The 22,671-nt window shown below is 70.4% G+C and carries 20 protein-coding genes; 19 read left to right on the top strand and 1 reads right to left on the bottom strand.

Annotated elements, in window-relative coordinates; all coding sequences use genetic code 11:
• Positions 1–1,083, top strand: a complete 1,083-nt coding sequence (prfA, locus tag MON03_RS09445) for a peptide chain release factor 1 (RefSeq protein ID WP_175329110.1) — start codon at positions 1–3, stop codon at positions 1,081–1,083.
• Positions 1,084–1,103: 20 nt separating this feature from the next.
• Positions 1,104–1,979 (top strand): peptide chain release factor N(5)-glutamine methyltransferase, encoded by an 876-nt coding sequence (prmC, locus tag MON03_RS09440; protein ID WP_502798699.1) that lies wholly within the window; start codon positions 1,104–1,106, stop codon positions 1,977–1,979.
• An 88-nt stretch (positions 1,980–2,067) separates the two neighbouring features.
• Here prmC and MON03_RS09435 read toward each other — a convergent pair whose 3' ends face one another.
• Positions 2,068–2,718, bottom strand: coding sequence for an HAD family hydrolase (locus MON03_RS09435; RefSeq protein WP_175329111.1), 651 nt, complete (start codon positions 2,716–2,718; stop codon positions 2,068–2,070).
• 38 nt (positions 2,719–2,756) lie between these two features.
• Here MON03_RS09435 and MON03_RS09430 point away from each other — a divergent pair, with 38 nt between their 5' ends.
• From MON03_RS09430 to MON03_RS09350, 17 genes are all read left to right on the top strand, one after another.
• The gene (locus MON03_RS09430) at positions 2,757–3,431 is read left to right on the top strand and encodes an L-threonylcarbamoyladenylate synthase (protein ID WP_022905147.1); all 675 of its coding nucleotides are present in this window, start codon (positions 2,757–2,759) and stop codon (positions 3,429–3,431) included.
• Positions 3,428–4,654 carry an MraY family glycosyltransferase gene (locus tag MON03_RS09425; RefSeq protein ID WP_022905148.1) on the top strand — a complete coding sequence of 409 codons (1,227 nt, stop codon included), beginning with the start codon at positions 3,428–3,430 and terminating at the stop codon, positions 4,652–4,654. Before MON03_RS09430 ends, MON03_RS09425 begins: the two co-directional genes overlap by 4 nt.
• On the top strand, positions 4,651–5,130 hold the full coding sequence (locus tag MON03_RS09420; protein ID WP_022905149.1) for a Cg1360 family ATP-synthase-associated protein: 480 nt from the start codon (positions 4,651–4,653) through the stop codon (positions 5,128–5,130). Before MON03_RS09425 ends, MON03_RS09420 begins: the two co-directional genes overlap by 4 nt.
• A 105-nt stretch (positions 5,131–5,235) precedes the next feature.
• Positions 5,236–6,096, top strand: coding sequence for a F0F1 ATP synthase subunit A (atpB, locus tag MON03_RS09415; RefSeq protein WP_502798666.1), 861 nt, complete (start codon positions 5,236–5,238; stop codon positions 6,094–6,096).
• Positions 6,097–6,154: 58 nt separating this feature from the next.
• The gene (atpE, locus tag MON03_RS09410; protein ID WP_022905151.1) at positions 6,155–6,397 is read left to right on the top strand and encodes an ATP synthase F0 subunit C; all 243 of its coding nucleotides are present in this window, start codon (positions 6,155–6,157) and stop codon (positions 6,395–6,397) included.
• Between the two features lie 9 nt (positions 6,398–6,406).
• Entirely contained in the window at positions 6,407–6,952 is a 546-nt protein-coding gene (locus tag MON03_RS09405; protein WP_022905152.1) for a F0F1 ATP synthase subunit B, read from the top strand.
• Positions 6,953–6,954: 2 nt separating this feature from the next.
• Positions 6,955–7,749: a F0F1 ATP synthase subunit delta gene (locus tag MON03_RS09400; RefSeq protein ID WP_022905153.1), complete on the top strand. Its 795-nt coding sequence runs from the start codon at positions 6,955–6,957 to the stop codon at positions 7,747–7,749.
• 110 nt (positions 7,750–7,859) lie between these two features.
• Positions 7,860–9,488, top strand: a complete 1,629-nt coding sequence (gene atpA, locus MON03_RS09395) for a F0F1 ATP synthase subunit alpha (protein WP_022905154.1) — start codon at positions 7,860–7,862, stop codon at positions 9,486–9,488.
• Positions 9,489–10,391 (top strand): F0F1 ATP synthase subunit gamma, encoded by a 903-nt coding sequence (locus tag MON03_RS09390; RefSeq protein ID WP_022905155.1) that lies wholly within the window; start codon positions 9,489–9,491, stop codon positions 10,389–10,391.
• 47 nt (positions 10,392–10,438) lie between these two features.
• Entirely contained in the window at positions 10,439–11,893 is a 1,455-nt protein-coding gene (gene atpD, locus MON03_RS09385; protein ID WP_242088163.1) for a F0F1 ATP synthase subunit beta, read from the top strand.
• Position 11,894: 1 nt separating this feature from the next.
• Positions 11,895–12,158, top strand: a complete 264-nt coding sequence (locus MON03_RS09380; protein WP_022905158.1) for a F0F1 ATP synthase subunit epsilon — start codon at positions 11,895–11,897, stop codon at positions 12,156–12,158.
• On the top strand, positions 12,155–12,925 hold the full coding sequence (locus MON03_RS09375; RefSeq protein ID WP_307839864.1) for a YaaA family protein: 771 nt from the start codon (positions 12,155–12,157) through the stop codon (positions 12,923–12,925). The genes MON03_RS09380 and MON03_RS09375 overlap by 4 nt, the downstream gene beginning before the upstream one ends.
• A 98-nt stretch (positions 12,926–13,023) precedes the next feature.
• The gene (locus MON03_RS09370) at positions 13,024–13,584 is read left to right on the top strand and encodes a hypothetical protein (RefSeq protein ID WP_242088162.1); all 561 of its coding nucleotides are present in this window, start codon (positions 13,024–13,026) and stop codon (positions 13,582–13,584) included.
• Between the two features lie 53 nt (positions 13,585–13,637).
• Positions 13,638–14,372: an FHA domain-containing protein gene (locus MON03_RS09365; protein ID WP_242088161.1), complete on the top strand. Its 735-nt coding sequence runs from the start codon at positions 13,638–13,640 to the stop codon at positions 14,370–14,372.
• A gap of 52 nt (positions 14,373–14,424) precedes the next feature.
• Entirely contained in the window at positions 14,425–15,246 is an 822-nt protein-coding gene (locus MON03_RS09360) for a PP2C family protein-serine/threonine phosphatase (RefSeq protein ID WP_022904252.1), read from the top strand.
• 131 nt (positions 15,247–15,377) lie between these two features.
• Positions 15,378–16,790, top strand: a complete 1,413-nt coding sequence (locus MON03_RS09355) for a serine/threonine-protein kinase (protein WP_242088160.1) — start codon at positions 15,378–15,380, stop codon at positions 16,788–16,790.
• Entirely contained in the window at positions 16,787–22,630 is a 5,844-nt protein-coding gene (locus MON03_RS09350; protein WP_242088159.1) for an Ig-like domain-containing protein, read from the top strand. The genes MON03_RS09355 and MON03_RS09350 overlap by 4 nt, the downstream gene beginning before the upstream one ends.
• Positions 22,631–22,671 lie beyond the last annotated feature (41 nt).

Raw genomic sequence — 22,671 nt, 5'->3', positions numbered from 1 at the left:
GTGTTCGAGTCGGTGGCAGGGCTGCTGGCGGAACACGAGGACCTGACGCAGCAGCTGTCGGACCCCGCGCTCCACGCCGATCCGGTCCGTGCGAAGAAGGTGAACCGGCGGTACGCCGAGCTCAACCAGATCAAGTCCGCGTACGAGTCCTGGAAGGCGGCGGGGGACGACCTCGCCGCCGCCCAGGAACTCGCCCGCGAGGACGAGGCGTTCGCGGACGAGGTCCCGGCGCTCGAGGAGCAGCTGACGGAGCGCCAGGAGCGTCTCCGCCGGCTGCTCATCCCGCGGGACCCCGATGACGGGCGCGACGTGATCATGGAGATCAAGGGCGGCGAGGGCGGCGAGGAGTCGGCGTTGTTCGCGGCCGACCTCCTGCGCATGTACTCGCACTACGCCGAGTCCAAGGGCTGGAAGATCGAGATGCTCGAGCGCACCGAGTCCGACCTCGGCGGCTACAAGGACGTCCAGGTCGCGATCAAGTCGAACGCGACCGACCCGTCCCAGGGTGTCTGGGCACACCTGAAGTACGAGGGCGGCGTGCACCGCGTGCAGCGCGTGCCGGCGACCGAGTCGCAGGGGCGCATCCACACCTCGACGACCGGCGTCCTCGTCTTCCCCGAGGTCGACGAGCCGGAAGAGGTGCAGATCAACCAGAACGACCTCAAGATCGACGTGTACCGGTCCTCGGGCCCCGGCGGGCAGTCCGTGAACACGACGGACTCCGCGGTCCGCATCACCCACCTGCCCACGGGCATCACGGTGGCGATGCAGAACGAGAAGTCGCAGCTGCAGAACCGCGAGGCCGGCATGCGCGTGCTCCGCGCCCGCATCCTCGCGAAGCAGCAGGAGGAGCTCGACGCCATCGCCTCGGACGCGCGCAAGTCGCAGATCCGCGGCATGGACCGTTCGGAGCGCATCCGCACGTACAACTTCCCGGAGAACCGCATCGCGGACCACCGCACCGGGTACAAGGCGTACGACCTCGACCGGGTCATGAACGGCGCCCTCGAGCCCGTCATCGAGTCCGCGATCCGCGCCGACGAAGAGGCCCGGTTGGCCGCCATCGGCGACCAGGACGCGTGATCGACGGTCGGGAGGCACGGATCGCCGTGGGTGGGGACGGGACGTTCGCCGCGGATCGCCTCCTCGATGAGGCGGCCGCGGCGCTCGGGTCCGTCGGCGTCCCGACGCCGCGGGTCGACGCCGAGCTCCTGCTCGCCTGGGCGACGGACACGTCCCGCGGCGCAGTCCAGGCGCGCGCGCTGACGGGAGGCGCGATCGCCGGGGCGCACGTCGAACGCTTCCGGCAGGCCGTCGCCCGACGGCGGACCCGTGAGCCGCTGCAGCACATCACGGGGGAGGCGTACTTCCGTGCGCTGACCCTCGCGGTCGGTCCGGGCGTCTTCGTCCCGCGACCCGAGACCGAGGGCGTCGTGCAGTTCGGCATCGACGCGCTGCGGGCGACCGCGGTGCCGGCGCCGGTGGCCGTCGACCTGGGGTCCGGCAGCGGTGCGATCGCCATCGCGATGGACACCGAGGTACCGAACGCGGTGGTCTACGCGGTGGAACGGTCCCCGGAGGCCCTGCCCTGGACCCGGCGCAACGTCGAGGCCCACGGCGGCACGGTCCGGCTCGTCGAGGGCGACCTCGCCGACGCGTTGCGGGAGCTCGACGGGACGGTCTCCGTCGTCGTGTCGAACCCGCCCTACGTGCCCGACGACGCGGTGCCGGTCGACCCCGAGGTCCGTGACCACGACCCCGCGATGGCGCTGTACGGCGGACCGGACGGCCTCGACGCCGTGCGGGCCCTGGCCGAGACCGCGTGGCGGTTGCTCGTGCCCGGGGGAGTGCTCGTGGTCGAGCACGCCGAACCGCAGGGGGCGGGCGTGCGCGAGGTGCTCGCCGCCCGGGGCTTCCGGAGCCCGGAGACGCACGTCGACCTCACCGGACGCGACCGCACCACGACGGCCACCCGCTGACGCGACCGCCGAGGCGGGCGTGCGCCGTGCCTCCCGGCCGGGCGTCCCTCGCGTGCCTGGCGGAGCCGGGCGTGACGCGCAGCCCCGGTCAGACGACGGCGGAGGCCTCGCGCTGCTGCGCGACGAACGCGCGGACCGCCTGCCGGAGGTCGGTGTGCTCCTCGACCAGGACCGCGTGGATGCCGACGCTGCGGGCGCCCTCGACGTTGACGGGCATGTCGTCCGCGAAGAAGGTCCGCTCAGCCGGCACGCCGTGGTGCTCGAGCGCCCGCGTGAAGACCTCGGGCTCGGGCTTGCGCGCGCCGAAGTTGCTCGTCGTGTCGAGGTGCTCGCCGAAGAGCTGCGCGAGCGACGGCGCCCACCGCGCGATCCACCGCCCGGCGAGCGGCCCGTTGTTCGTGAGGAGTCCGACGCGCCCGTGCTCGGCCGCGATGCGGACCGCCTCGATCCGCTCGGGGAGCTCGGTCATGGCCGCGCCGCGGAACCGTGCCCACTCGGCCTCCGGGACGTCGCAGCCCATCGCGTCCTCGAACGCGGCGAGGTAGGCGTCGCCGTCGGCGTAGTGCCCGGCCTCGGCGCGGGCCTCGTTGCCGCAGTCCCACCAGCGCCGGCGGAGCTCGGTGAAGTCGTGCCCGGTGAACGCGGCGAGGGCCTCCATCCGCACCCGCCAGTCGTAGTGCACGAGGACCTCGTCCATGTCGAACAGGAACAGGAGCGGGGGCACGGGCGTCTGGTTCACGATGCCACCCATTCTGTCGCACTATCATCGTGCGAGTCATGGCCTCCCGATACGACTGCACCGACCCCGACGGCCTCCTCACCGGGATGCGGCTCGCACGTGCCGCACTCGGACGCGGAGAGCTCGTCGTCGTGCCCACCGACACCGTCTACGGTCTCGCCGCCGACGCGTTCAGCGCGTCCGCGGTGCAGCGGCTGCTCGACGCGAAGGGCCGCACCCGGCAGTCGCCGCCGCCCGTGCTCATCCCCGGGCCGCCGACGCTCGACGCGCTCGCGAGCGAGGTCCCGCAGCAGGTGCGCGACCTCGTCGACGAGTTCTGGCCGGGCGGGCTCACCGTGATCCTCCGCGCGCAGCCGTCGCTCGACTGGGACCTCGGCGAGACCCGCGGCACCGTCGCGCTCCGCATGCCGGACTCCCGGATCGCGCTCGAGCTCCTGCAGGAGGTCGGTCCGCTCGCGGTCTCCTCGGCGAACAGCACGGGCGACCCCGCGGCGATGGACGTCGACGCGGCCGAGCGCATGCTCGGCGACAGCGTCTCGGTGTACCTCGACGGCGGGCCGATCGAGGTGCACGACGGGTTCGCGGCATCCACCGGGTCGACGATCGTCGACGCGACCGGGCTCTCGACCGGGGGCAAGCTGACGATCGTGCGGCACGGCGTGATCCCGGACGACGAGATCGCGCGGGTCGTCGGGGCCGACCTGGTCGCGTGAAGTACTACCTGCTCGCGGGAGCCATCGCCGCGGTCGTGAGCTTCTGCATCAGCTGGCTGGTCTGGAAGCTCGGGGTCCGGTACGGCTGGTACCCGAAGGTCCGCGAGCGCGACGTGCACCGTACGCCGACACCGCGCCTCGGGGGCATCGCGATGTACCTCGGCGTCATCGTCGCGATGCTCGCGGCGTGGTTCCTGTTCCCGTCGATCGCCGGGACGGACTACTTCCGGCTGGTGTTCTCCGAACCGGGGCGCGTGCTCGCGGTGCTCGGCGGCGCGACGATCATCGTCGTGCTCGGCGTCGCGGACGACATCTGGGACCTGGACTGGATGACGAAGCTCGCCGGGCAGATCATCGCCGCCGGCATCCTGGCGTGGCAGGGGGTCGCGATCGTCTCGCTGCCGATCGGCAACACGCTCGGCGTCGGTTCCTCGTACATGAGCCTCATCTTCACGGTGCTGGCGGTCGTGCTGGTGATGAACGCCGTGAACTTCATCGACGGCCTGGACGGGCTCGTGGCCGGGGTCGCGATCATCGCCGGCGGGGTGTTCTTCCTCTACACGTTCTTCATCAACCGCGTGGTCGTGCAGACGGAGTTCTTCTTCAACCTGCCGTCGCTGTTGACGGCCGTCCTCGTCGGGGCGTGCTTCGGGTTCCTCATCCTCAACTGGCACCCCGCGAAGCTGTTCATGGGGGATGCCGGCGCGCTGCTCGTGGGCTTCCTGATGGCCACCAGCGCGGTGAGCGTGACGGGCAACATCGACCCCGCTGCCGTGCAGACCCGTCAGGCGCTGCTGCCGGCGTTCATCCCGATCCTGCTGCCGTTCGCGATCCTCATCGTGCCGATCCTCGACTTCGGCCTCGCGGTCACCCGACGGCTCAGCGCCGGCAAGTCGCCGTTCTCGGCGGACCGGAAGCACCTGCACCACCGGCTCCTCGACATGGGGCACTCGCACTTCCACGCGGTGCTCATCTTCTACGCCTGGACGGCCACCGTCGCGTTCGGTTGCCTCCTGTTCCTGTTCGTCGACTGGTACTGGGTGGTCGCGTTCGTGGCCGTCGGGTTCACCGTGTGCGCCGTCGCCACGTTCGCGCCGCTCGGCCGGAAGCGCACCGAGATCGCCGCCCAGACCGCCAACCGCTCCGCCGCCGTGGTGGACGCCAGCCTCGACCCGCTCGACCGGGCCGCCAACGACCGCACGATCCCTGGAGACATCACGTGACCGCACCGAACGCGCTCGACCACGTCCGGCCGGTGTTCCGCCGCATCCTCGTCTGGGCGGGCCTGCTCGCGCTCGGCCTCGCCGTCGTCGGGGGAGTCGTGGGGCTCCTCGTCTCCGGCACGCCCGGGCTCGTCGGGGGCCTGCTCGGCGCGGTGCTGAGCGTCGTGTTCCTCGGGCTGACCGCGCTGTCCGTCCTGGTCGCGCTCCGTGCCTCGAAGGGCCAGATGATCTCCGGCGCGTTCTTCGGCATCGTCATGGGGACGTGGCTGCTGAAGTTCGTGCTGTTCCTCGTCGCGCTCTTCCTGCTCCGCGGCCGGGACTGGGTCGACTTCCCGACCCTCGCGATCGTGATCATCGTCGGCGTGGTCGGCTCGCTCGTCATCGACGTCGTGGCGGTCGCCACCGCGCGGGTCCCGATCGACGTGCCGCTCCCCGGTTCCTCCTCGGCTCCTGGGAAGAGCGACACCCGCAACTGAGAGCCCGGGAAGCCTCCCGCACCTGATAGGCTTCTCGAAGTCCGCGTCCGGAGCCTGCGCTCGGAGCGGACGAGCCTCCACAAAGTCCACCATCGCGTGCCGTGTGTGCGCGCGCCGACACAGGAGACAGCGCTGCTATCCCACGCTCTTCCCCTGTCCCTCACCGCTGCGGTCAACTCCGTCGCGGCGGGGAGCAGCCAGGCCGCCGAGTTCCATGGTCCGTCGATCAACGAGTTCTTCCCTGACGCGCTCCTCTTCGCGGGCACGCCGTTCGAGATCGACCGCCTCGTCATCATCCGCTTCATCGCCGTCGCCGTCCTGCTGGTCATCGGCATCGTCGGGACCCGCTCGATGAAGCTCGTGCCCGGTCGCGGTCAGGCGCTCATCGAGTACGCGTTCGACGTCGTCCGTCGCAACACGTTCGACAACCTCGGCGAGAAGGACGGCAAGCGGTTCCTGCCGATCCTCGCCACCATCTTCTTCTCGGTGCTGTTCCTGAACCTGACGGGTCTGATCCCCGGGTTCAACCTGCAGGGCACCAGCCGCATCGCGTACCCGCTGATCCTCGCGGTCGTCGCCTACGTGGCGTTCATCTACGCGGGCCTCAAGAAGCACCCCGGCGCGTTCCTGCGCAATGCGCTCTTCCCGCCCGGGGTCCCGTGGCCGCTCTACATCATCGTGACGCCGATCGAGCTCGTCTCGACCTTCGTGCTCCGTCCGGTGACGCTGACGCTGCGACTGCTCATGAACATGGTCGTCGGGCACCTGCTGCTCGTCCTGTTCTTCGCGGCGACGCAGTTCTTCCTGTTCGACACCGAGGGCGCCTTCAAGCTCTTCGGTGTCGGGACGCTCGCGTTCGGCATCGCGTTCAGCTTCTTCGAGATCCTGGTCGCGCTGCTGCAGGCGTACGTCTTCATGCTGCTGACCGCTGTGTACATCCAGCTCGCGCTGGCTGACGAGCACTGACCTGCACTGACCCCCATACGGCACGGCATCCGCCGGGTCGCACCTGAAAGGAAAACACGTGGACGCAACGACCGTTCTCGCGGCAATCAACGGCAACATCGCGACGGTTGGCTACGGCCTCGCAGCGATCGGCCCGGCCATCGGCGTGGGCATCGTCGTCGGCAAGACGATCGAGTCCGTCGCTCGCCAGCCGGAGCTCCAGGGCCGTCTGACGACCCTCATGTACATCGGTATCGCCTTCACCGAGGCCCTTGCCTTCATCGGCATCGCGACGTACTTCATCTTCACCGGCACCAACTAAGGCCCCTCGATGCAGAACGCACTGATCATCGCGGCGGAGGAGACGCACAGTCCTCTCGTCCCGCCGGTGTACGACATCGTGTGGTCGGCCGTTGCGTTCGTCATCATCCTCGCGGTCTTCTACTGGGTCATCATCCCGCGGATCACGAAGATGCTCGACGAGCGCACCGAGGCCATCGAAGGTGGCATCAAGAAGGCGGAGGCCGCTCAGGAGCAGGCCGCCGCTGCGCTCGACGAGTACAACAAGCAGCTGGCGGAAGCGCGTGCCGAGGCGTCGCGCATCCGTGAGCAGGCCCGTGCAGACGCAACCGCCATCGGCAACGAGGTCCGCGAGCAGGCTGCCGCCGATGCCGCCCGCATCACCGCGAACGCCCAGGCGCAGATCGAGGCCGAGCGCCAGAGCGCGCTCCAGTCGCTCCGCACCGAGGTCGGCTCGCTCGCACTGGACCTCGCGTCCGGTGTGATCGGGGAGTCCCTCAAGGACGACGCGAAGTCGAACGCCGTCGTGGACCGCTTCCTCGCGGACCTCGAGGCGTCCAAGGCCGGGGAGCGCTGAGCATGCGCAGCGCCACCAGGGAAGCACTCGCGTCCACGAGGGCGGTGCTCGCCGACCTCGGCAGCAGCGCCGACCTGGCCACGGGTGCCGAGATCCTCGCCTCCGGGCGTGCGATCGCCGGTGCGCCGCAGCTGCTCGGTCTGCTGTCCGACCCGACGGCCGACCCGGCCGGCAAGAAGGTCGTCCTCGACCGCGTCTTCGCCGGTCAGTCGGACGCGACGCGTGCGGTCCTGACCGCGGTGGCCGGCTCGCGCTGGTCCTCGCAGCAGGACCTCCTCGCGGGCATCGAGGACGCGGGCATCCGCGCCGTCGCCGCCACTGCGGGGTCGGAGTCCTCCATCGAGTCGGAGCTGTTCGCCTTCGAGACCGCCGTCCGTTCGGACGCCGACCTCGAGCTGGCGCTCGGCACCAAGCTCGGCAGCCCGGCGGAGAAGGGCGCGCTCGTCGAGCGGCTGCTCGGCTCCAAGGCGTCGCAGCAGACCGTGACGATCCTCTCGGCGCTCGTGCAGCAGCCGCGTGGCCGTCGGATCGGCGAGCTGGTCCGCGACGCGAGCCGCATCGTGGCCGACCAGGCGGACAAGCTCGTCGCGACCGTCATCACCGCGACGCCGCTCGACGCCGGACAGTCCGCCCGCGTGGCCCGCGGTCTCGGCGAGCGGTACGGCAAGGACATCAGCATCAACCAGGTCGTCGACCCCTCGGTCGTCGGCGGGGTCCGGGTGCAGATCGGCGGCGACGTCATCGACGGCACCGTGTCCACGCGCCTGGCGGAGCTCCGGCTCCAGCTGGCCGGCTGAGCGTACCGTCGAAGCCGCCCCACCCAGAGTCCACAACGGGAACTGTCGTCGTGACGGCAGCATCACCCTCTCGGAGCCGAAGGGCCCCGGAAACCAACAAGGAAAATCCCATGGCAGACATCACCATCAGCCCCGATGAGATCCGTGATGCCCTGAAGGACTTCGTCTCGAACTACGAGCCGACGAAGGCCTCCACGGCCGAGGTCGGGCACGTCACCGACGCCGGTGACGGCATCGCGCACGTCGAGGGCCTCCCCGGCGTCATGGCCAACGAGCTCATCCGCTTCGCGGACGGCACGCTCGGCCTCGCGCAGAACCTCGACGAGGACGAGATCGGCGCCATCGTGCTCGGCGAGTTCGACGGCATCGAAGAGGGCCAGGAAGTCACCCGCACCGGCGAGGTCCTCTCGGCCCCGGTCGGCGACGGCTTCCTCGGACGCGTCGTCGACCCGCTCGGGAACCCGATCGACGGTCTCGGCGAGATCCCGGCCGAGGGCCGTCGTGCCCTCGAGCTCCAGGCACCCGGCGTCATGTCCCGCAAGTCGGTGCACGAGCCGCTCCAGACCGGCATCAAGGCCATCGACGCGATGATCCCCGTCGGCCGCGGTCAGCGCCAGCTGATCATCGGCGACCGCCAGACCGGCAAGACGGCGATCGCGATCGACACGATCATCAACCAGAAGGCCAACTGGGACTCGGGCGACGTCGACAAGCAGGTCCGCTGCATCTACGTCGCCATCGGTCAGAAGGGCTCCACGATCGCCTCCGTCAAGGGCGCGCTCGAGGACGCCGGTGCGATGGAGTACACCACCATCGTCGCGGCACCCGCCTCCGACCCGGCCGGCTTCAAGTATCTCGCCCCGTACACCGGTTCGGCCATCGGCCAGCACTGGATGTACGGCGGCAAGCACGTCCTGATCATCTTCGACGACCTGTCGAAGCAGGCCGAGGCCTACCGTGCCGTGTCCCTCCTCCTCCGCCGTCCGCCGGGCCGCGAGGCCTACCCGGGTGACGTCTTCTACCTGCACTCCCGCCTGCTGGAGCGTTGCGCGAAGCTGTCCGACGACCTCGGCGCCGGTTCGATGACGGGTCTCCCGATCATCGAGACCAAGGCGAACGACGTGTCGGCGTACATCCCGACCAACGTGATCTCGATCACCGACGGCCAGATCTTCCTGCAGTCCGACCTCTTCAACGCGAACCAGCGTCCGGCGGTCGACGTGGGCATCTCGGTGTCGCGTGTCGGCGGTGACGCGCAGGTCAAGTCGATCAAGAAGGTCTCCGGCACGCTCAAGCTCGAGCTCGCGCAGTACCGCTCGCTCGAGGCGTTCGCGATGTTCGCGTCCGACCTCGACCAGGCGTCGCGGCGTCAGCTCGACCGCGGTGCGCGTCTGACCGAGCTCCTCAAGCAGCCGCAGTACTCGCCGTACCCGGTCGAGGAGCAGGTCGTCTCGATCTGGGCCGGCACCAACGGCAAGCTCGACGAGGTCCCGGTGTCGGACGTCCTCCGCTTCGAGTCGGAGCTGCTCGAGCACCTCCGCCGCAACTCGGACATCCTCACCACCCTGCGCGAGACCAACCAGCTCAGCGACGAGACCGTCGCCGCGATGGACCGCGAGATCGACGCCTTCACGAAGGGCTTCCAGACGAGCGACGGCAAGACGCTCGGCTCGGAGCAGTTCGAGTCCGCGTCCTCCGAGGACGTCGACCAGGAGCAGATCGTCAAGGGTCGTCGCTAGATGGCAGCGCAGGTCCGGGTCTACCGACAGAGGATCAAGTCCGCGAAGACCACGAAGAAGGTCACGCGCGCGATGGAACTGATCTCGGCGTCGCGGATCCAGAAGGCACAGGCCCGCATGGCCGCGTCCGGTCCGTACTCGCGGGCCGTGACGCGGGCCGTGTCGGCCGTGGCGACGTTCTCGAACGTCGACCACGTGCTGACCACGGAGCCCGAGTCGTCGACGCGAGCCGCGGTGGTGCTGTTCACCTCGGACCGCGGTCTGAACGGTGCGTTCAGCACGAACGTCCTCAAGCAGGGTGAGGAACTCGCGTCCCTCCTCCGCAGCGAGGGCAAGGAGGTCGTGTTCTACCTGGTCGGCCGCAAGGCCGTGGGGTACTTCGGTTTCCGTGAGCGCCCGTCCGAGCAGCAGTGGGTCGGCGGCACCGACCAGCCCGAGTTCTCGACCGCCAAGGAGATCGGCGACGCCGTCGTCGGCAAGTTCCTCCAGGACACGGCCGAGGGCGGGGTGGACGAGATCCACATCGTGTTCAACCGCTTCGTGAGCATCGCGACGCAGGAGCCGCAGGTCGTCCGGCTGCTCCCGCTCGAGGTCGTCGAGGGGGTCGAGGCGCCGTCGAACGACGAGCCGCTCCCGCTGTACGAGTTCGAGCCCGACGCGGACGCCGTGCTCGACGCCCTGCTCCCGGTCTACATCGAGAGCCGCATCTTCAACGCCATGCTGCAGTCGGCCGCTTCCGAGCACGCCGCCCGCCAGAAGGCCATGAAGTCGGCGAGTGACAACGCGGACTCCCTCATCCGTGACTTCACCCGCCTCGCGAACAACGCGCGTCAGGCCGAGATCACGCAGCAGATCTCCGAGATCGTCGGCGGCGCCGACGCCCTCTCGTCGAAGAAGAAGTAGTCCGCGTCGTTCGCGGACAGTTACCCACCCTCAGGAAGGCACCAGCCATGACCGACACCGCCACCACCGCGGTCGAGACGTCGTCGGCGCCCGGTGTCGGCCGGATCGCCCGTGTCACGGGTCCCGTCGTCGACATCGAGTTCCCCCACGACGCCATCCCCGAAATCTACAACCTCCTGCACACGACGATCACCATCGGTGACTCCTCGCAGGAGATCGGCCTCGAGGTCGCGCAGCACCTCGGCGACGACCTCGTCCGCGCCATCTCGCTGAAGCCGACCGACGGTCTGGTCCGTGGCCAGGAGGTCCGTGACTCGGGCGCTCCGATCTCGGTCCCCGTCGGCGACGTCACCAAGGGCAAGGTCTTCGACGTGCTGGGCAACGTGCTCAACACCGACGAGGCCATCGAGGTCACCGAGCGCTGGCCGATCCACCGCAAGGCCCCGGCCTTCGACCAGCTCGAGTCCAAGACCACGATGTTCGAGACGGGCATCAAGTCGATCGACCTCCTCACCCCGTACGTGCAGGGTGGCAAGATCGGTCTCTTCGGTGGTGCGGGCGTCGGCAAGACCGTCCTCATCCAGGAGATGATCCAGCGCGTTGCGCAGGACCACGGTGGTGTCTCGGTGTTCGCCGGTGTCGGTGAGCGCACCCGTGAGGGCAACGACCTCATCGGCGAGATGGAAGAGGCGGGCGTCTTCGACAAGACCGCCCTCGTGTTCGGCCAGATGGACGAGCCGCCGGGAACGCGTCTCCGCGTGGCCCTGTCGGCCCTGACGATGGCGGAGTACTTCCGTGACGTCCAGAAGCAGGACGTGCTCCTCTTCATCGACAACATCTTCCGGTTCACGCAGGCCGGTTCCGAGGTCTCCACGCTGCTCGGCCGCATGCCGTCCGCGGTGGGTTACCAGCCGAACCTCGCCGACGAGATGGGTGTGCTCCAGGAGCGCATCACCTCGACGCGTGGTCACTCGATCACCTCGCTGCAGGCGATCTACGTGCCGGCCGACGACTACACCGACCCGGCGCCGGCGACCACGTTCGCGCACCTCGACGCCACGACCGAGCTCTCCCGTGAGATCGCGTCGCAGGGTCTGTACCCGGCCATCGACCCGCTGACCTCCACGTCGCGGATCATGGACCCCCGGTACCTGGGCGCCGACCACTACGAGACCGCGACGCGTGTCAAGCAGATCCTCCAGAAGAACAAGGAACTGCAGGAGATCATCGCGATCCTCGGTGTGGACGAACTCTCCGAAGAGGACAAGATCACCGTCGAGCGCGCTCGTCGTATCCAGCAGTTCCTCTCGCAGAACACGTACATGGCGAAGAAGTTCACGGGCGTCGAGGGTTCGACCGTCCCGCTGAAGGACACCATCGAGTCGTTCCGCGCGATCGCCGACGGCGAGTTCGACCACGTTGCGACGCAGGCGTTCTTCAACGTCGGTGGCATCAACGACGTCGAAGAGAAGTGGGCGCAGATCCAGAAGGAGAACCGCTGACATGGCGGCACTCACCGTGAGCGTCGTCTCGGCCGACCGCGAGGTCTGGTCGGGCGACGCCACCATGGTCGTGGCACGCACGACGGAGGGCCAGATCGGTGTCCTCGCGGGGCACGAGCCGCTGCTCGCCACCCTCGCCGAGGGTCAGGTCCGCATCACCCGGGCCGACGGCTCGACGGTGACGGCGGACGCCGCCGACGGCTTCCTGTCGGTCGAGCACGACACGGTCACGATCGTGGCGCGGCAGGCCGCGCTGGCGTCCTGACCGGACTGACCGTCCTCCTCCCGCCTTCGGAGACGAAGCGGGAGGGCGGGGACACCGACCGCACACTCGACCTGCGTGCGCTGTCGTTCCCGGAACTGTCCGACGAGCGGGCCGCGGTGATCACCGCGGCCCGCTCCGTCAGTTCCGAGGAGTCCTCTGCGCGGACGGCGCTGAAGCTCGGTCCGAAGTCGATCGCCGAGCGCTTCCGCAACCTCGAGCTCGAGACCTCGCCGACGATGCCGGCGATCGACCGCTACACGGGCGTGCTCTACGACCCGCTCGGTGCGCCGAGCGCCGACGACGCCACCCGACGGTGGTGGTTCGACCACGTCGTGGTGCAGTCCGCGATGTTCGGGCCGATCGGTGCCGGGGACGCGATCCCGGCGTACCGGCTCTCGCACGACTCCCGCCTCGGGACCCTCCGGCTGGCCGCGCACTGGCCGGCCGTCTCGACGCCGGTGCTGGCCGCGCGCTCCGACGGAGTGGTGCTGGACCTCCGGTCGGAGGGCTACCGGCAGCTCGGTCCGGTGCCGGGTGCGCTCGCGCCCCGGGTGGTGAGCGTCGACGGCTCCGGCCGCCGCAAGGCGCTCAACCACTGGAACAAGACCGCGAAGGGGCGCCTGGTCGCGTTGCTCGGCCGGACGGGCGCGGCGGTCGCCTCCGCCGAGGGGCTGCTCTCCTGGGCTGCGGAGAACGGCGTCGTCCTCGAGCGCACCCAGGACGGCTGGGACCTGGTGGCCGAGTCCCTCGAGGGCGTCCCCGCCTGACGGCGTTCGTCCTCCACAGGTCGCACGGGTCGGGTCGCCGTCCACAGGTGGCGGCTCCCGATCGGCCTGGAGGCACGGATCGCGCTTCGATGTCGTGCATGATCCCCACCACGACACGGTCCGAGCACGACCGAACGATCCGGTACCCGCGTGAGATCGCTGCCGCAGTGACCTTGCGTGCGGCCTGCGCCGCCCTGACCTCCGGACCCGCGGGCCGCCCGCTGGCGCCCGCGGAGTCGATCGCGGTCCTCACGACGAGCGCCGCGCTCGCGACGCGGTTCGCCGTGCTCGAGCACGTGGCCGATGCGTCCGGGCGCGACGCCCGCTCCGTCGTGCCCTTCGACGCCTTCACCGACCGGCTGCCGCCTGCGCTGATCGGCGCGGGGCCCGCGCCGGACCCCGACCGGGTGCGCACGGCCGGTGACCGCCTGGCCGCGGCGTGGCGGTTCTGGCGAGCCGGGAGCGATCCGGAGGGCTGTGTTCAGGGAGCGGCCGGGGCGTTGGCCCTCGCAGCCTGGTGTGCGTGGGCGCTCGGGTCCGACGCCCGCGCCCAGACCCGTGCCGTGTACGCGCTCGAGACCGCCGCGGACGATCCGCTGGCGTCACTCGTGGCACGACTGGTCCGGACCCGGACGAGACCCGCGTGGGAGCGGCTGTGACGTCGCGGTCCCGGCATCGTCTACGGTTGGAACACCAGCGAGGGAGGGCTCGGGTGCGCGACGACGACACTCACGACGAGATCGACGACACCGTCATCCGACCACGCCACCGCACCGCGTCCGCCGACGATCCCGTGAACGACGACGCTGTGAGCGACGACCTCCTGGGCGACACGGTCATCCGAACCCGGCTGGACCGTGCTGCCGACCCACTCGGCGACACCGTGATCCGTCCGCGCCCCGTGGGCCCCGCGGACGACGACACCGTCCTCCGCGGCGCCCTGGCCGGGCCGGAGCCGACGACCGACGACACCGTCCGCGGGGCACCCCCGCGACCACCCCTGGGAGCCGCACCGCTCGCGGGACCGGCACCGCGCCTCCCGGCCGAACCGCGCACCGCGCGGGTGCCCTCCGTCCGCATCGGGGACCACGTCGTGCGGCTCGACCGGCCCGTGATCGTCGGGCGTCGTCCCACGCTCCCGCGCGTCGTGCGCGGGCCGGAACCCCGGCTCGTGACCGTGCGGTCAGCATCCGGACAGGTCTCGTCGTCGCACGTGCTCGTGCAGGCCTCCGGTGAGGCCGCGGTCGTCGAGGACCTCCGATCGACGAACGGCACCGTGGTCCGCCCGGTCGCCGGAGCGCCCTTCCGCATGCCGGCGGGTGGGACCGCGGTGGTGCTGACGGGTACGGTTGTCGAGATCGGCGACGGCAACACCGTCGAGATCCTCTCGCCGCACCTCCGTGCGGCCCCGGGGGATCCCGTCCCCGCCCCGCCGGACTGGCCGTGACCGGTTCCCTGACCGTCGTGCCCCCGAACCCCCAGAGAGCGATCGAAGACACGTGACCGAACTCGGCCGAGCAGCCACTGCGCACGCCATCGACGTCCCCGGTGCCGACGGCGCCGTCCTCACCCTGTCGTGGGGCGCTGCGACCGACGTGGGTCGGCGACGTGACCACAACGAGGACAGCTACATCGTCGGGGCCCCCTTCTTCGTGGTCGCGGACGGCATGGGCGGGCACCTCGCGGGCGACCGCGCCAGCGACGCCGTCGTCCGTCGGCTGGCGCAGGTCTCCGAGCAGCCCTTCACCACCCGGCAGGGCATCCAACGCGCGCTCCTCCTCGCGACCGCCGACATCGAGCGCGCCGCGGGCGGGAACGCCATCGGGGCCGGCACGACCGTCACCGGGATCGCCCTCGTGGCGTCGCAGGGGCAGCCCGCGGCGCTCGTGTTCAACGTCGGGGACTCGCGGACCTACCGCATCGACGCCGGGGTGCTCCGCCGCGTGACGGTCGACCACTCGGTCGTGCAGGAGATGGTGGACGCGGGGCTCCTGCGTGCCGAGGACGCCGAACGGCACCCGGACAGCAACGTCATCACCCGCGCCGTCGGGTTCGGTGAGCCGCCCGAGCCGGACTGGTGGACCCTGCCGCTGCGGCAGGGCGACCGCTACATCGTCTGCTCGGACGGGCTGACGAAGGAGCTCGGCGACGTCGGCATCGCCCGCATCGCTGCGCGCGTCGAGGGCGCACAGGACCTCGCTGAACGCCTCGTCGGCGACGCGGTGGTCGCGGGGGGACGCGACAACGTGACGGTCGTCGTGCTGCAGGTCGACGGGGCGCCCGACGACGGCGACGTCGAGGACACCCTGCCCCGCCACTGACGGCCCCCGAACTGGGGTAGTCCGGTCCTGGGAGGTGGTCCGGCCCCCCGGCTGGGCGTCGGTGGCCTTCCGTACAATGACATGGCCGTGACGAGCGTGCCGGCCGTGCGTCGGTCGGGGAGGAGGGGAGCATGGCACGACGACTGCCGTCCGACCCGCCCGTGATCGCGGGCTTCAGTCCCGTGCACGTCCTCGGCTCCGGCGGCTTCGCGGACGTCTTCCTCTACGAGCAGGACATGCCGCGGCGCAAGGTCGCGGTGAAGGTGCTGCTCGACGAGGTCGTCGACGACCGTGTCCGGCAGATGTTCCAGGCCGAGGCGAACCTCATGGCCCGGCTGAGCACCCACCCCTCGATCCTCACCGTCTTCCAGGCGAGCGTCGCGTCCGACGGCCGACCGTACCTGGTGATGGAGCTCTGCTCGTCGTCGCTCAGCGATCGGTACCGGCGTGAGCCAGTCCCCGTGTCCGAGGTGCTCGCGATCGGTATCCGCATCGGTGCTGCGCTCGAGACCGCTCACCGTGAAGGCGTCCTGCACCGCGACATCAAGCCGTCGAACATCCTCCTCACGGCGTACGGCAACCCCGTGCTGTCCGACTTCGGCATCGCGGCGACCGTGGGGGAGTCCGACCCGGACGAGCCGATCGGCATGTCGATCCCGTGGTCCGCGCCCGAGGTCCTCGGTGACGAGTCCCGCGGCACGATCCAGTCCGAGGTCTACTCGCTCGCCGCGACCGTCTACTCGCTGCTCGCCGGGCGGAGCCCGTTCGAGGTCCGCGGCGGCAAGAACGGCGCCGGCGACCTGATGAGCCGGATCGAGAAGGGCGGCGTGAAGCCCACCGGCCGCACCGACGTGCCGCCGTCGCTCGAACGACTGCTCGCGACCGCGATGTCCCGGAAGCCGCAGCAGCGGCCGGCGACCGTGCTCGAGCTCGTGCGGGGCTTCCAACAGGTCGAGGCCGAACTCGGCATCCCGCAGACCCCCGCGGACGTCGCGGTCGAGGCGTGGGCCGTGGCCACCCCGACGCCGGACGGGGACCGCACGATGATCCGCGAGCTCCAGCCGCCGACCCGGGTCGGAGGACGTCGCCGCGCGCGCCGAGCGGTGCAGGGCGGCGTCGCGGCGATCGGCGCGCAGAGCGTCGGCACGGTGCACCGCACCGGATCGGCGACCCGCGCGCGGCGCAGGAACCGCAGCACGCTGCTCTGGGCCGGTTCGTCGGCGGTGGTCGTCGTCGCCGCCCTGGCCATCGCGACCGTGGTCGTGGTCGGTCGACTCGGCAGCGGGGCGATCCCGGTCGTGTCGGACGTCCGTGCGAGCACGAGCGCGACGTCCGTGACCTTCCGTTGGGCTGATCCCGGGCTGGCCGACGGTGACACCTACGTCGTCTCCTCCAACGGCGCGTCCAGTCAGCAGTCGGGCACCACGTTCGTCGTCAGCGGCCAGCGCGGGGACGAGGAGTGCATCTCCGTCGCGGTGAACCGTGACGGCAAGACCGGGGCAGCGAGCGCGCAGCGGTGCGCGACCATCGGGAGCGGCCGGTGATCCGGGCCTTCCTCACGAAGCACCGGTCGGCAGCGATCACGACCGCGGCCTCGGTGCTCGTCGGCGCCGTCGTCGCCACCGCGGCCGTGGCCTCGAGCGGCTACCACACCCAGCGCGTCGACCTCGGTGACGGCACCGTCTGGGTACCGTCCTCCCAGTACGGCGCCGTCGGACGGGCGAACACCGGGGTCCTCGAGCTGAACACCGCGGTGGAGACCTCCACGGACCAGCTCGCGGTGCTGCAGCGCGGCTCCACCGTCTACAGCGTCGACCAGACCAAGGGGACCGTCGCGAAGGTCGACGTCGCCGATGCGACCGTGGGTGACCCCGTCACCCTGCCCGCCGGGTCGCCGCAGGTGTTCTTCGCCGGCTCGTCGGCGGTCATCGGGAACGCCGACACCGGCGAGCTCTGGACGACCCCGGCGGCGGACCTCGCCGACTTCGATGCCTCCGCCAAGGCCGATCTGACGCTCGGCGCCGACGCGGTGTTCGACGCGTCCGACGACCACGTGGCGGTCTACTCCCCGAAGACGTCGACCGCCTCGCTCGTCGCGCTCGGGGCGACGCCGTCCGTCGCGCAGAAGTGGACCGTGCGGATGGACGCCGAGCACGACCTCCAGGTCGCAGCGTTCGGGCAGCACGTCGCCGTGCTCGACCGGACCGACGGCGTCCTCGCGGTCGACGGCGACCGCGTCGAACTCGGTGACCGGGTGGGTGCACAGCCCGCCCTGCAGCGCTCCACGGCCGACGGCACGAGCGTCGTCGTCGCCGGGACGGCCGGCATCGTCCGGGTCTCGGCGAACGGTGCGGTCGACGCGACCCCGTTGACGGTGTCCGGTCGCGCGGCCCGGCCGTACGTCGACGGATCGTGCGTCTACGCGGCCTGGGCCGGTGGACAAGCCGTCGACACGTGCGACGGTCGCGCGGTGCAGCGGCTGCAGAGTGCTGCCGGTTCCGGCGACCTCCAGATCCTGCACAACGGCAGCACGATCGTCGCCAACGACCCCGACAGCGGCAAGTCGTGGGCGATCGACCGCAGCGGTCAGCTCATCGACAACTGGTCCGACCTCATCAAGAAGGACGACGACCAGCAGCAGGAGCAGGTCTCCGACGACGACCCGCAGGTCGAGAAGGACCAGAAACCGCCGGTCGCGGTGGACGACCGACTGGGTGCGCGTCCGGGACGCACCACGAGCCTCCCGGTCCTGCTCAACGACTACGACCCCAACGGCGACCCCATCATCGTGAGCGAGGTCGGGAAGATCGACGACGCGATCGGTCGCGTCGCGATCGTCGCGGAGGGCCAGCGGCTGCAGATCACGCTCTCCGACCGCGCGCGCGGCACCGTCTCGTTCCCCTACACGATCACGGACGGCAACGGTGGGTCCGACACCGCGACCGTCCGGGTCACCGTGCGGCAGCCGTCCGAGAACGACGCTCCGCGGCAGGTCCGCGACACCAGCGCGAACGTCGTGCAGAACGGGCACGTCGTGACCAACGTGCTCGGCGACTGGGTCGACCCGGACGGCGATCCGGTGTACCTGAAGTCCGCGACGGCGTCCGACGGCGACACCGTGTCGACGACGCCCGACGGGCTCCTCAACTACCGCAACAAGAGCGGCCGGACCGGCGACCGCTCCGTGCAGCTGGTCGTGAGCGACGGCCAGGCCGACGGTCGCGGCTCCCTGACCGTCGCGGTCGCGAAGGCCGGCAGCGTCCCGCTCTACGCCGACGCGTTCCCGGTGGCGGGCTACGCCGGCAAGGCGTTCACCGTCGACCCGCTCGACCACGTCCGCGGCGGCAACGGGACGGTCACCCTGACGAGCGTGTCGTCGTCCAAGGGCCTCACGGTCACGCCGAGCTACGACTCCGGCACGTTCCGTGTCGTCGGCGCCGGAGCCGGCGACCACCAGCTCGAGTACACCGTGACGGACGGCTCGAAGACGACCAGCGGTGTGGTCCGGGTCACCATCCAGGCGCCGCCGGACGCCTCGACGCCGCCGATCACCACGCCGAAGACGGTCTTCGTCAACACGTTGTCGACGAAGGACACCGACGTCACGGCGACCGACATCGACCCCGCGGGCGGCGTGCTCCTCGTCACCGCGATCGACCAGCCGGACCGGGCGTCCGGCGTGCAGGCGAGCGTGCTCGACCAGCACACGGTCCGGATCACGCTGACGGCGCCGCTCGACGGTCCGGTCACGTTCGGCTACACGGAGACGAACGGACTCGCGTCGGCGACCGGCTCGATCACCGTCGTCGAGATCCCGAAGCCCGACCGCATCCAGCCGCCGGTGGCCCAGCCCGACACCGCCACCGTGCGGGTCGGGGACGTCGCGAACATCCCCGTGCTGGACAACGACACCCAGCCCGAGGGCGAACCCCTCACCCTGCAGCCGGACCTCGTCCAGAACGTCCCGGGCGACGGCGGCCTGCTCTTCGTCTCGGGCGACCACCTCCGGTACCTCGCACCGAAGACCCCCGGCAACTACACCGCGGTCTACCGCGTCGCCGGGCCCGACGGACAGTACGCCGACGCCACCGTGTCGATCTCGGTCCGCGACAAGGACACGGCGACGAACAACCCGCCCGTCCCGCAGACCGTCACGGCCAGGGTCGTCGCGGGCAAGTCCGTGCGGATCTCGATCCCGCTCAACGGCATCGACCCCGACGGCGACTCGGTCCAGCTGGTCGGCGTCGGTTCGAACCCCGACAAGGGGTCCGTCAGCGACGTCTCCGCCGACTCGCTCACCTACGAAGCCGGTGACTACTCGGCCGGGACCGACGAGTTCACCTACACCGTGGTGGATGCACTGGGCGCCCGGGCGACGGGAACCGTCCGCGTCGGCATCGCGCCGCGCGCCGAGCAGGCGTCGAACCCCGTCGCCGAGGCCGACCACGTGACCATCCGCCCCGGCGGCTCCGTCACCGTGCGCGTGCTCCAGAACGACTCCGACCCGGAGGGCGGCCAGCTCACCGTCACGAAGGCCGAACCCACCGACACCGCCGTGCGGGCGAAGGTGCTCCGGAAGCAGCAGATCCGGGTGACCCCGCCCGCGGACGCCACGAGCGGTGACTTCGCCGTCCTCTACACGGCGACGAACGAGAGCGGCGGGTCGAGCACGGCGTTCCTCACGGTCACGGTCGACAAGGACGCCGAGCCGTTGCGGCCGGAGGTCGACGACACGACACTCGACCTGCAGGACATCATCCGCCGGCAGAGCGTCACGGTCGACGTCCTCAAGAACGTCTTCTTCGCCGAGGGCACCGCTGCCGACCTCACCGTCGGGGTCGTCGACGGGTACGGCGACACGGCTCGGCTGACGGACGACGAGCGCATCGAGGTCCGGCTGACGGACGACTCGCAGGTGATCCCGTTCTCGGTCGCGCGCAAGGACCGGCCGGACGTCGTCTCGTACGGGTTCATCAACGTGCCGGGGTTCGACGACGCGCTCCCGCAGATCGACCGCACCGCCCCCGCCATCACCGTGAAGAGCGAGGCGACGGTCCGCATCCCGCTGTCCGACTACGTCGTCACCGCGAACGGGCAGACCGCGAAGATCACGGACGACGGCACCGTCAAGGCCACCCACGCCAACGGCCAAGACCTCGTCGTGGACTCGTCGACGCTGCAGTTCACCTCGGCGAAGCTGTACTACGGGAACGCGTCGATCTCGTTCGAGGTCACGGACGGCTCGAACGCCAACGGCGGCAAGGGCCGGACGGCGACGCTCGTCCTGCCGATCAAGGTGCTGCCCCGGTCGAACCAGCCGCCCGCGTTCTCGGGGTCCGCGCTCGACATGCAGCCGGGGGAGTCGCGCACCGTCGACCTCGCGAAGCTCACCGACTACCCGTACCCGAAGGACCTCCCCGAGCTGCGCTACTCCATCGTCAGCCAGCCGAGCCAGGGGGTCACCGCGACCGTCGTCGGGCAGCGGCTGACCGTCACGGTCGCCGACACCGCGAAGAAGGACACCACGTCCTCCATCGGCGTGGGGGTCGCGGACGACGCCAACGCCGGACGGGCGGGCACCATCAGCGTGTCGGTCGTCGCGTCCACTCGTCCGCTCGTCCAGCCCGGCGCCGACACGAGCATCGCCAAGCGCGGCGAGACGACCTCCATCAACGTGCTCGCCAACGACCAGCCGACCAACCCGTTCCCGGGCGAGCGACTCCGTGTCGTGGCGATCCGCGGGCTCGGTGGCGGCCTGCCCGCCGGCGTGAGCGTCACGCCGAGCGCCGACAAGTCGCGATTGCAGGTCCAGGTGTCCTCGTCCGCGAAGCCGGTCGACGCGCACCTGCAGTACCAGGTCGCGGACGCCACCGACGACCCGGACCGGTACGTGTGGGGCGACGTCACGATCTCCGTGCAGGACGTCCCCGACGCTCCGGGCGCTCCGACCCGCACCGGGTCGTACGACGGCGGTCAGGTGACGCTGACGTGGTCGACGCCGCAGGCGAACAACTCGCCGATCACCGGGTACCGGGTCACCGGGACCGACGGGGTGTCGAAGGACTGCGGCACGGCCACGGTCTGCCAGCTGACAGGGCTGGACCCGAAGGCCTCGTACCGGTTCTCGGTGACGGCGACCAACGCCGTCGGCGACAGCGTGCCGTCGGCGCAGTCCGCGCCGATGAGCGCCGACTACGTGCCGGCACCGCCGACCGGGATCACCGTGAAGCCGAACCCGGACACGCCGAACCAGGTCGACGTGAACTGGAACGCGGTGCCCGCGCCGAACAACGGCAGTGCCGTGGACAACTACGTGGTCACCATCTCCGGACCGGGGTTGACGGTCACGAGGAGCACGGGGACCGCGACGAGCACGTCGTTCACGGGGGCGCAGAGCGGAGCGCAGTACACGGCGACCGTCTCTGCCCGGAACGACGCCGACCGCAACAACACGGTGGTCCAGTGGAACAAGGGCAGCGCGGCTGGCACTGCGATCGGGACGCCGGGGCCCCCGACCAACCTGTCCGCAACAGCGAGCACGGAACGCAACGAGGCAGGCGTTTCACCTGTCCGAGTCAGTTGGGGAGCCGCCGATCCGGCCGGGTCGACCGCGGTCACATACCGGCTCTACCAGGTCGGGCAAGACGCATCTCCGTCGTGCTCGTCGCTAACGAGCGGCTCCATTGGGTCCAGCAGTCCGACCACGGATAACGAGCCGAACGGCGGCAGTCAGCGATACGCAGTCGTCTCAGACAATGGACCCGGTTGCAACGTCGCGTACATTGACGCACAGACCTACTCGGTTCCGTCCAGGACCGCGAGCGGGACGGTCTCCGCCACACCCACGTCTGCTGACCAATGGGACGGAACGGTGACCATGCCCTCGCAGAACGGTGTCGACCACTACGTATTCACAATTGACGGGCAGAGCACGCCGCTCGCGCCGGGTGCGCAATGGACGGGGGTGCCCGCCGGCGTGTACAACAGCGCGGCTTCATTCACCATCGCCGCGTGTGGAGGCCCTGGAGAGCAGTTCTGTACCGATTCGACCTCCGGTGGCGTCGTCGCAGCGCTGAACACCGCGGTCAGTATCAAGACCGCTCAGCAGAACAGCGCGCTGCTGATCAACGAACCGCCTCAGCCCAACGGTGTGAATCTGCAGTACACCGCGAGGTGGCATGCGAACCCAGATGGCAGCGGCCCCGTTTTCCCTGGCTACGCGCGCTGGAACGCCGGAGAGTCCCCACCGATAGTGCCTGTGACGGCAGGCTCGGTCGACGTGTACGCGATCGCGAGCTTGAACGGAGCTGACTACCGCGGAACGACGACGGACCTGTTCCCGACGACACCGCCAGCGGATTCCACACCCCCGTCCGGCAACTGAGCCACGTGCCGACCACGCTCTACGCTTCCGAGTAGCGCGCC

It is taken from the genome of Curtobacterium sp. DN_7.5 (genome assembly GCF_022655355.1).
In the GTDB taxonomy this organism is placed as follows: Bacteria; Actinomycetota; Actinomycetes; order Actinomycetales; family Microbacteriaceae; genus Curtobacterium; species Curtobacterium luteum.
The sequence above is the reverse complement of the archived record's forward strand: the minus strand, read 5'-3'. Positions and strand labels throughout refer to the sequence as shown.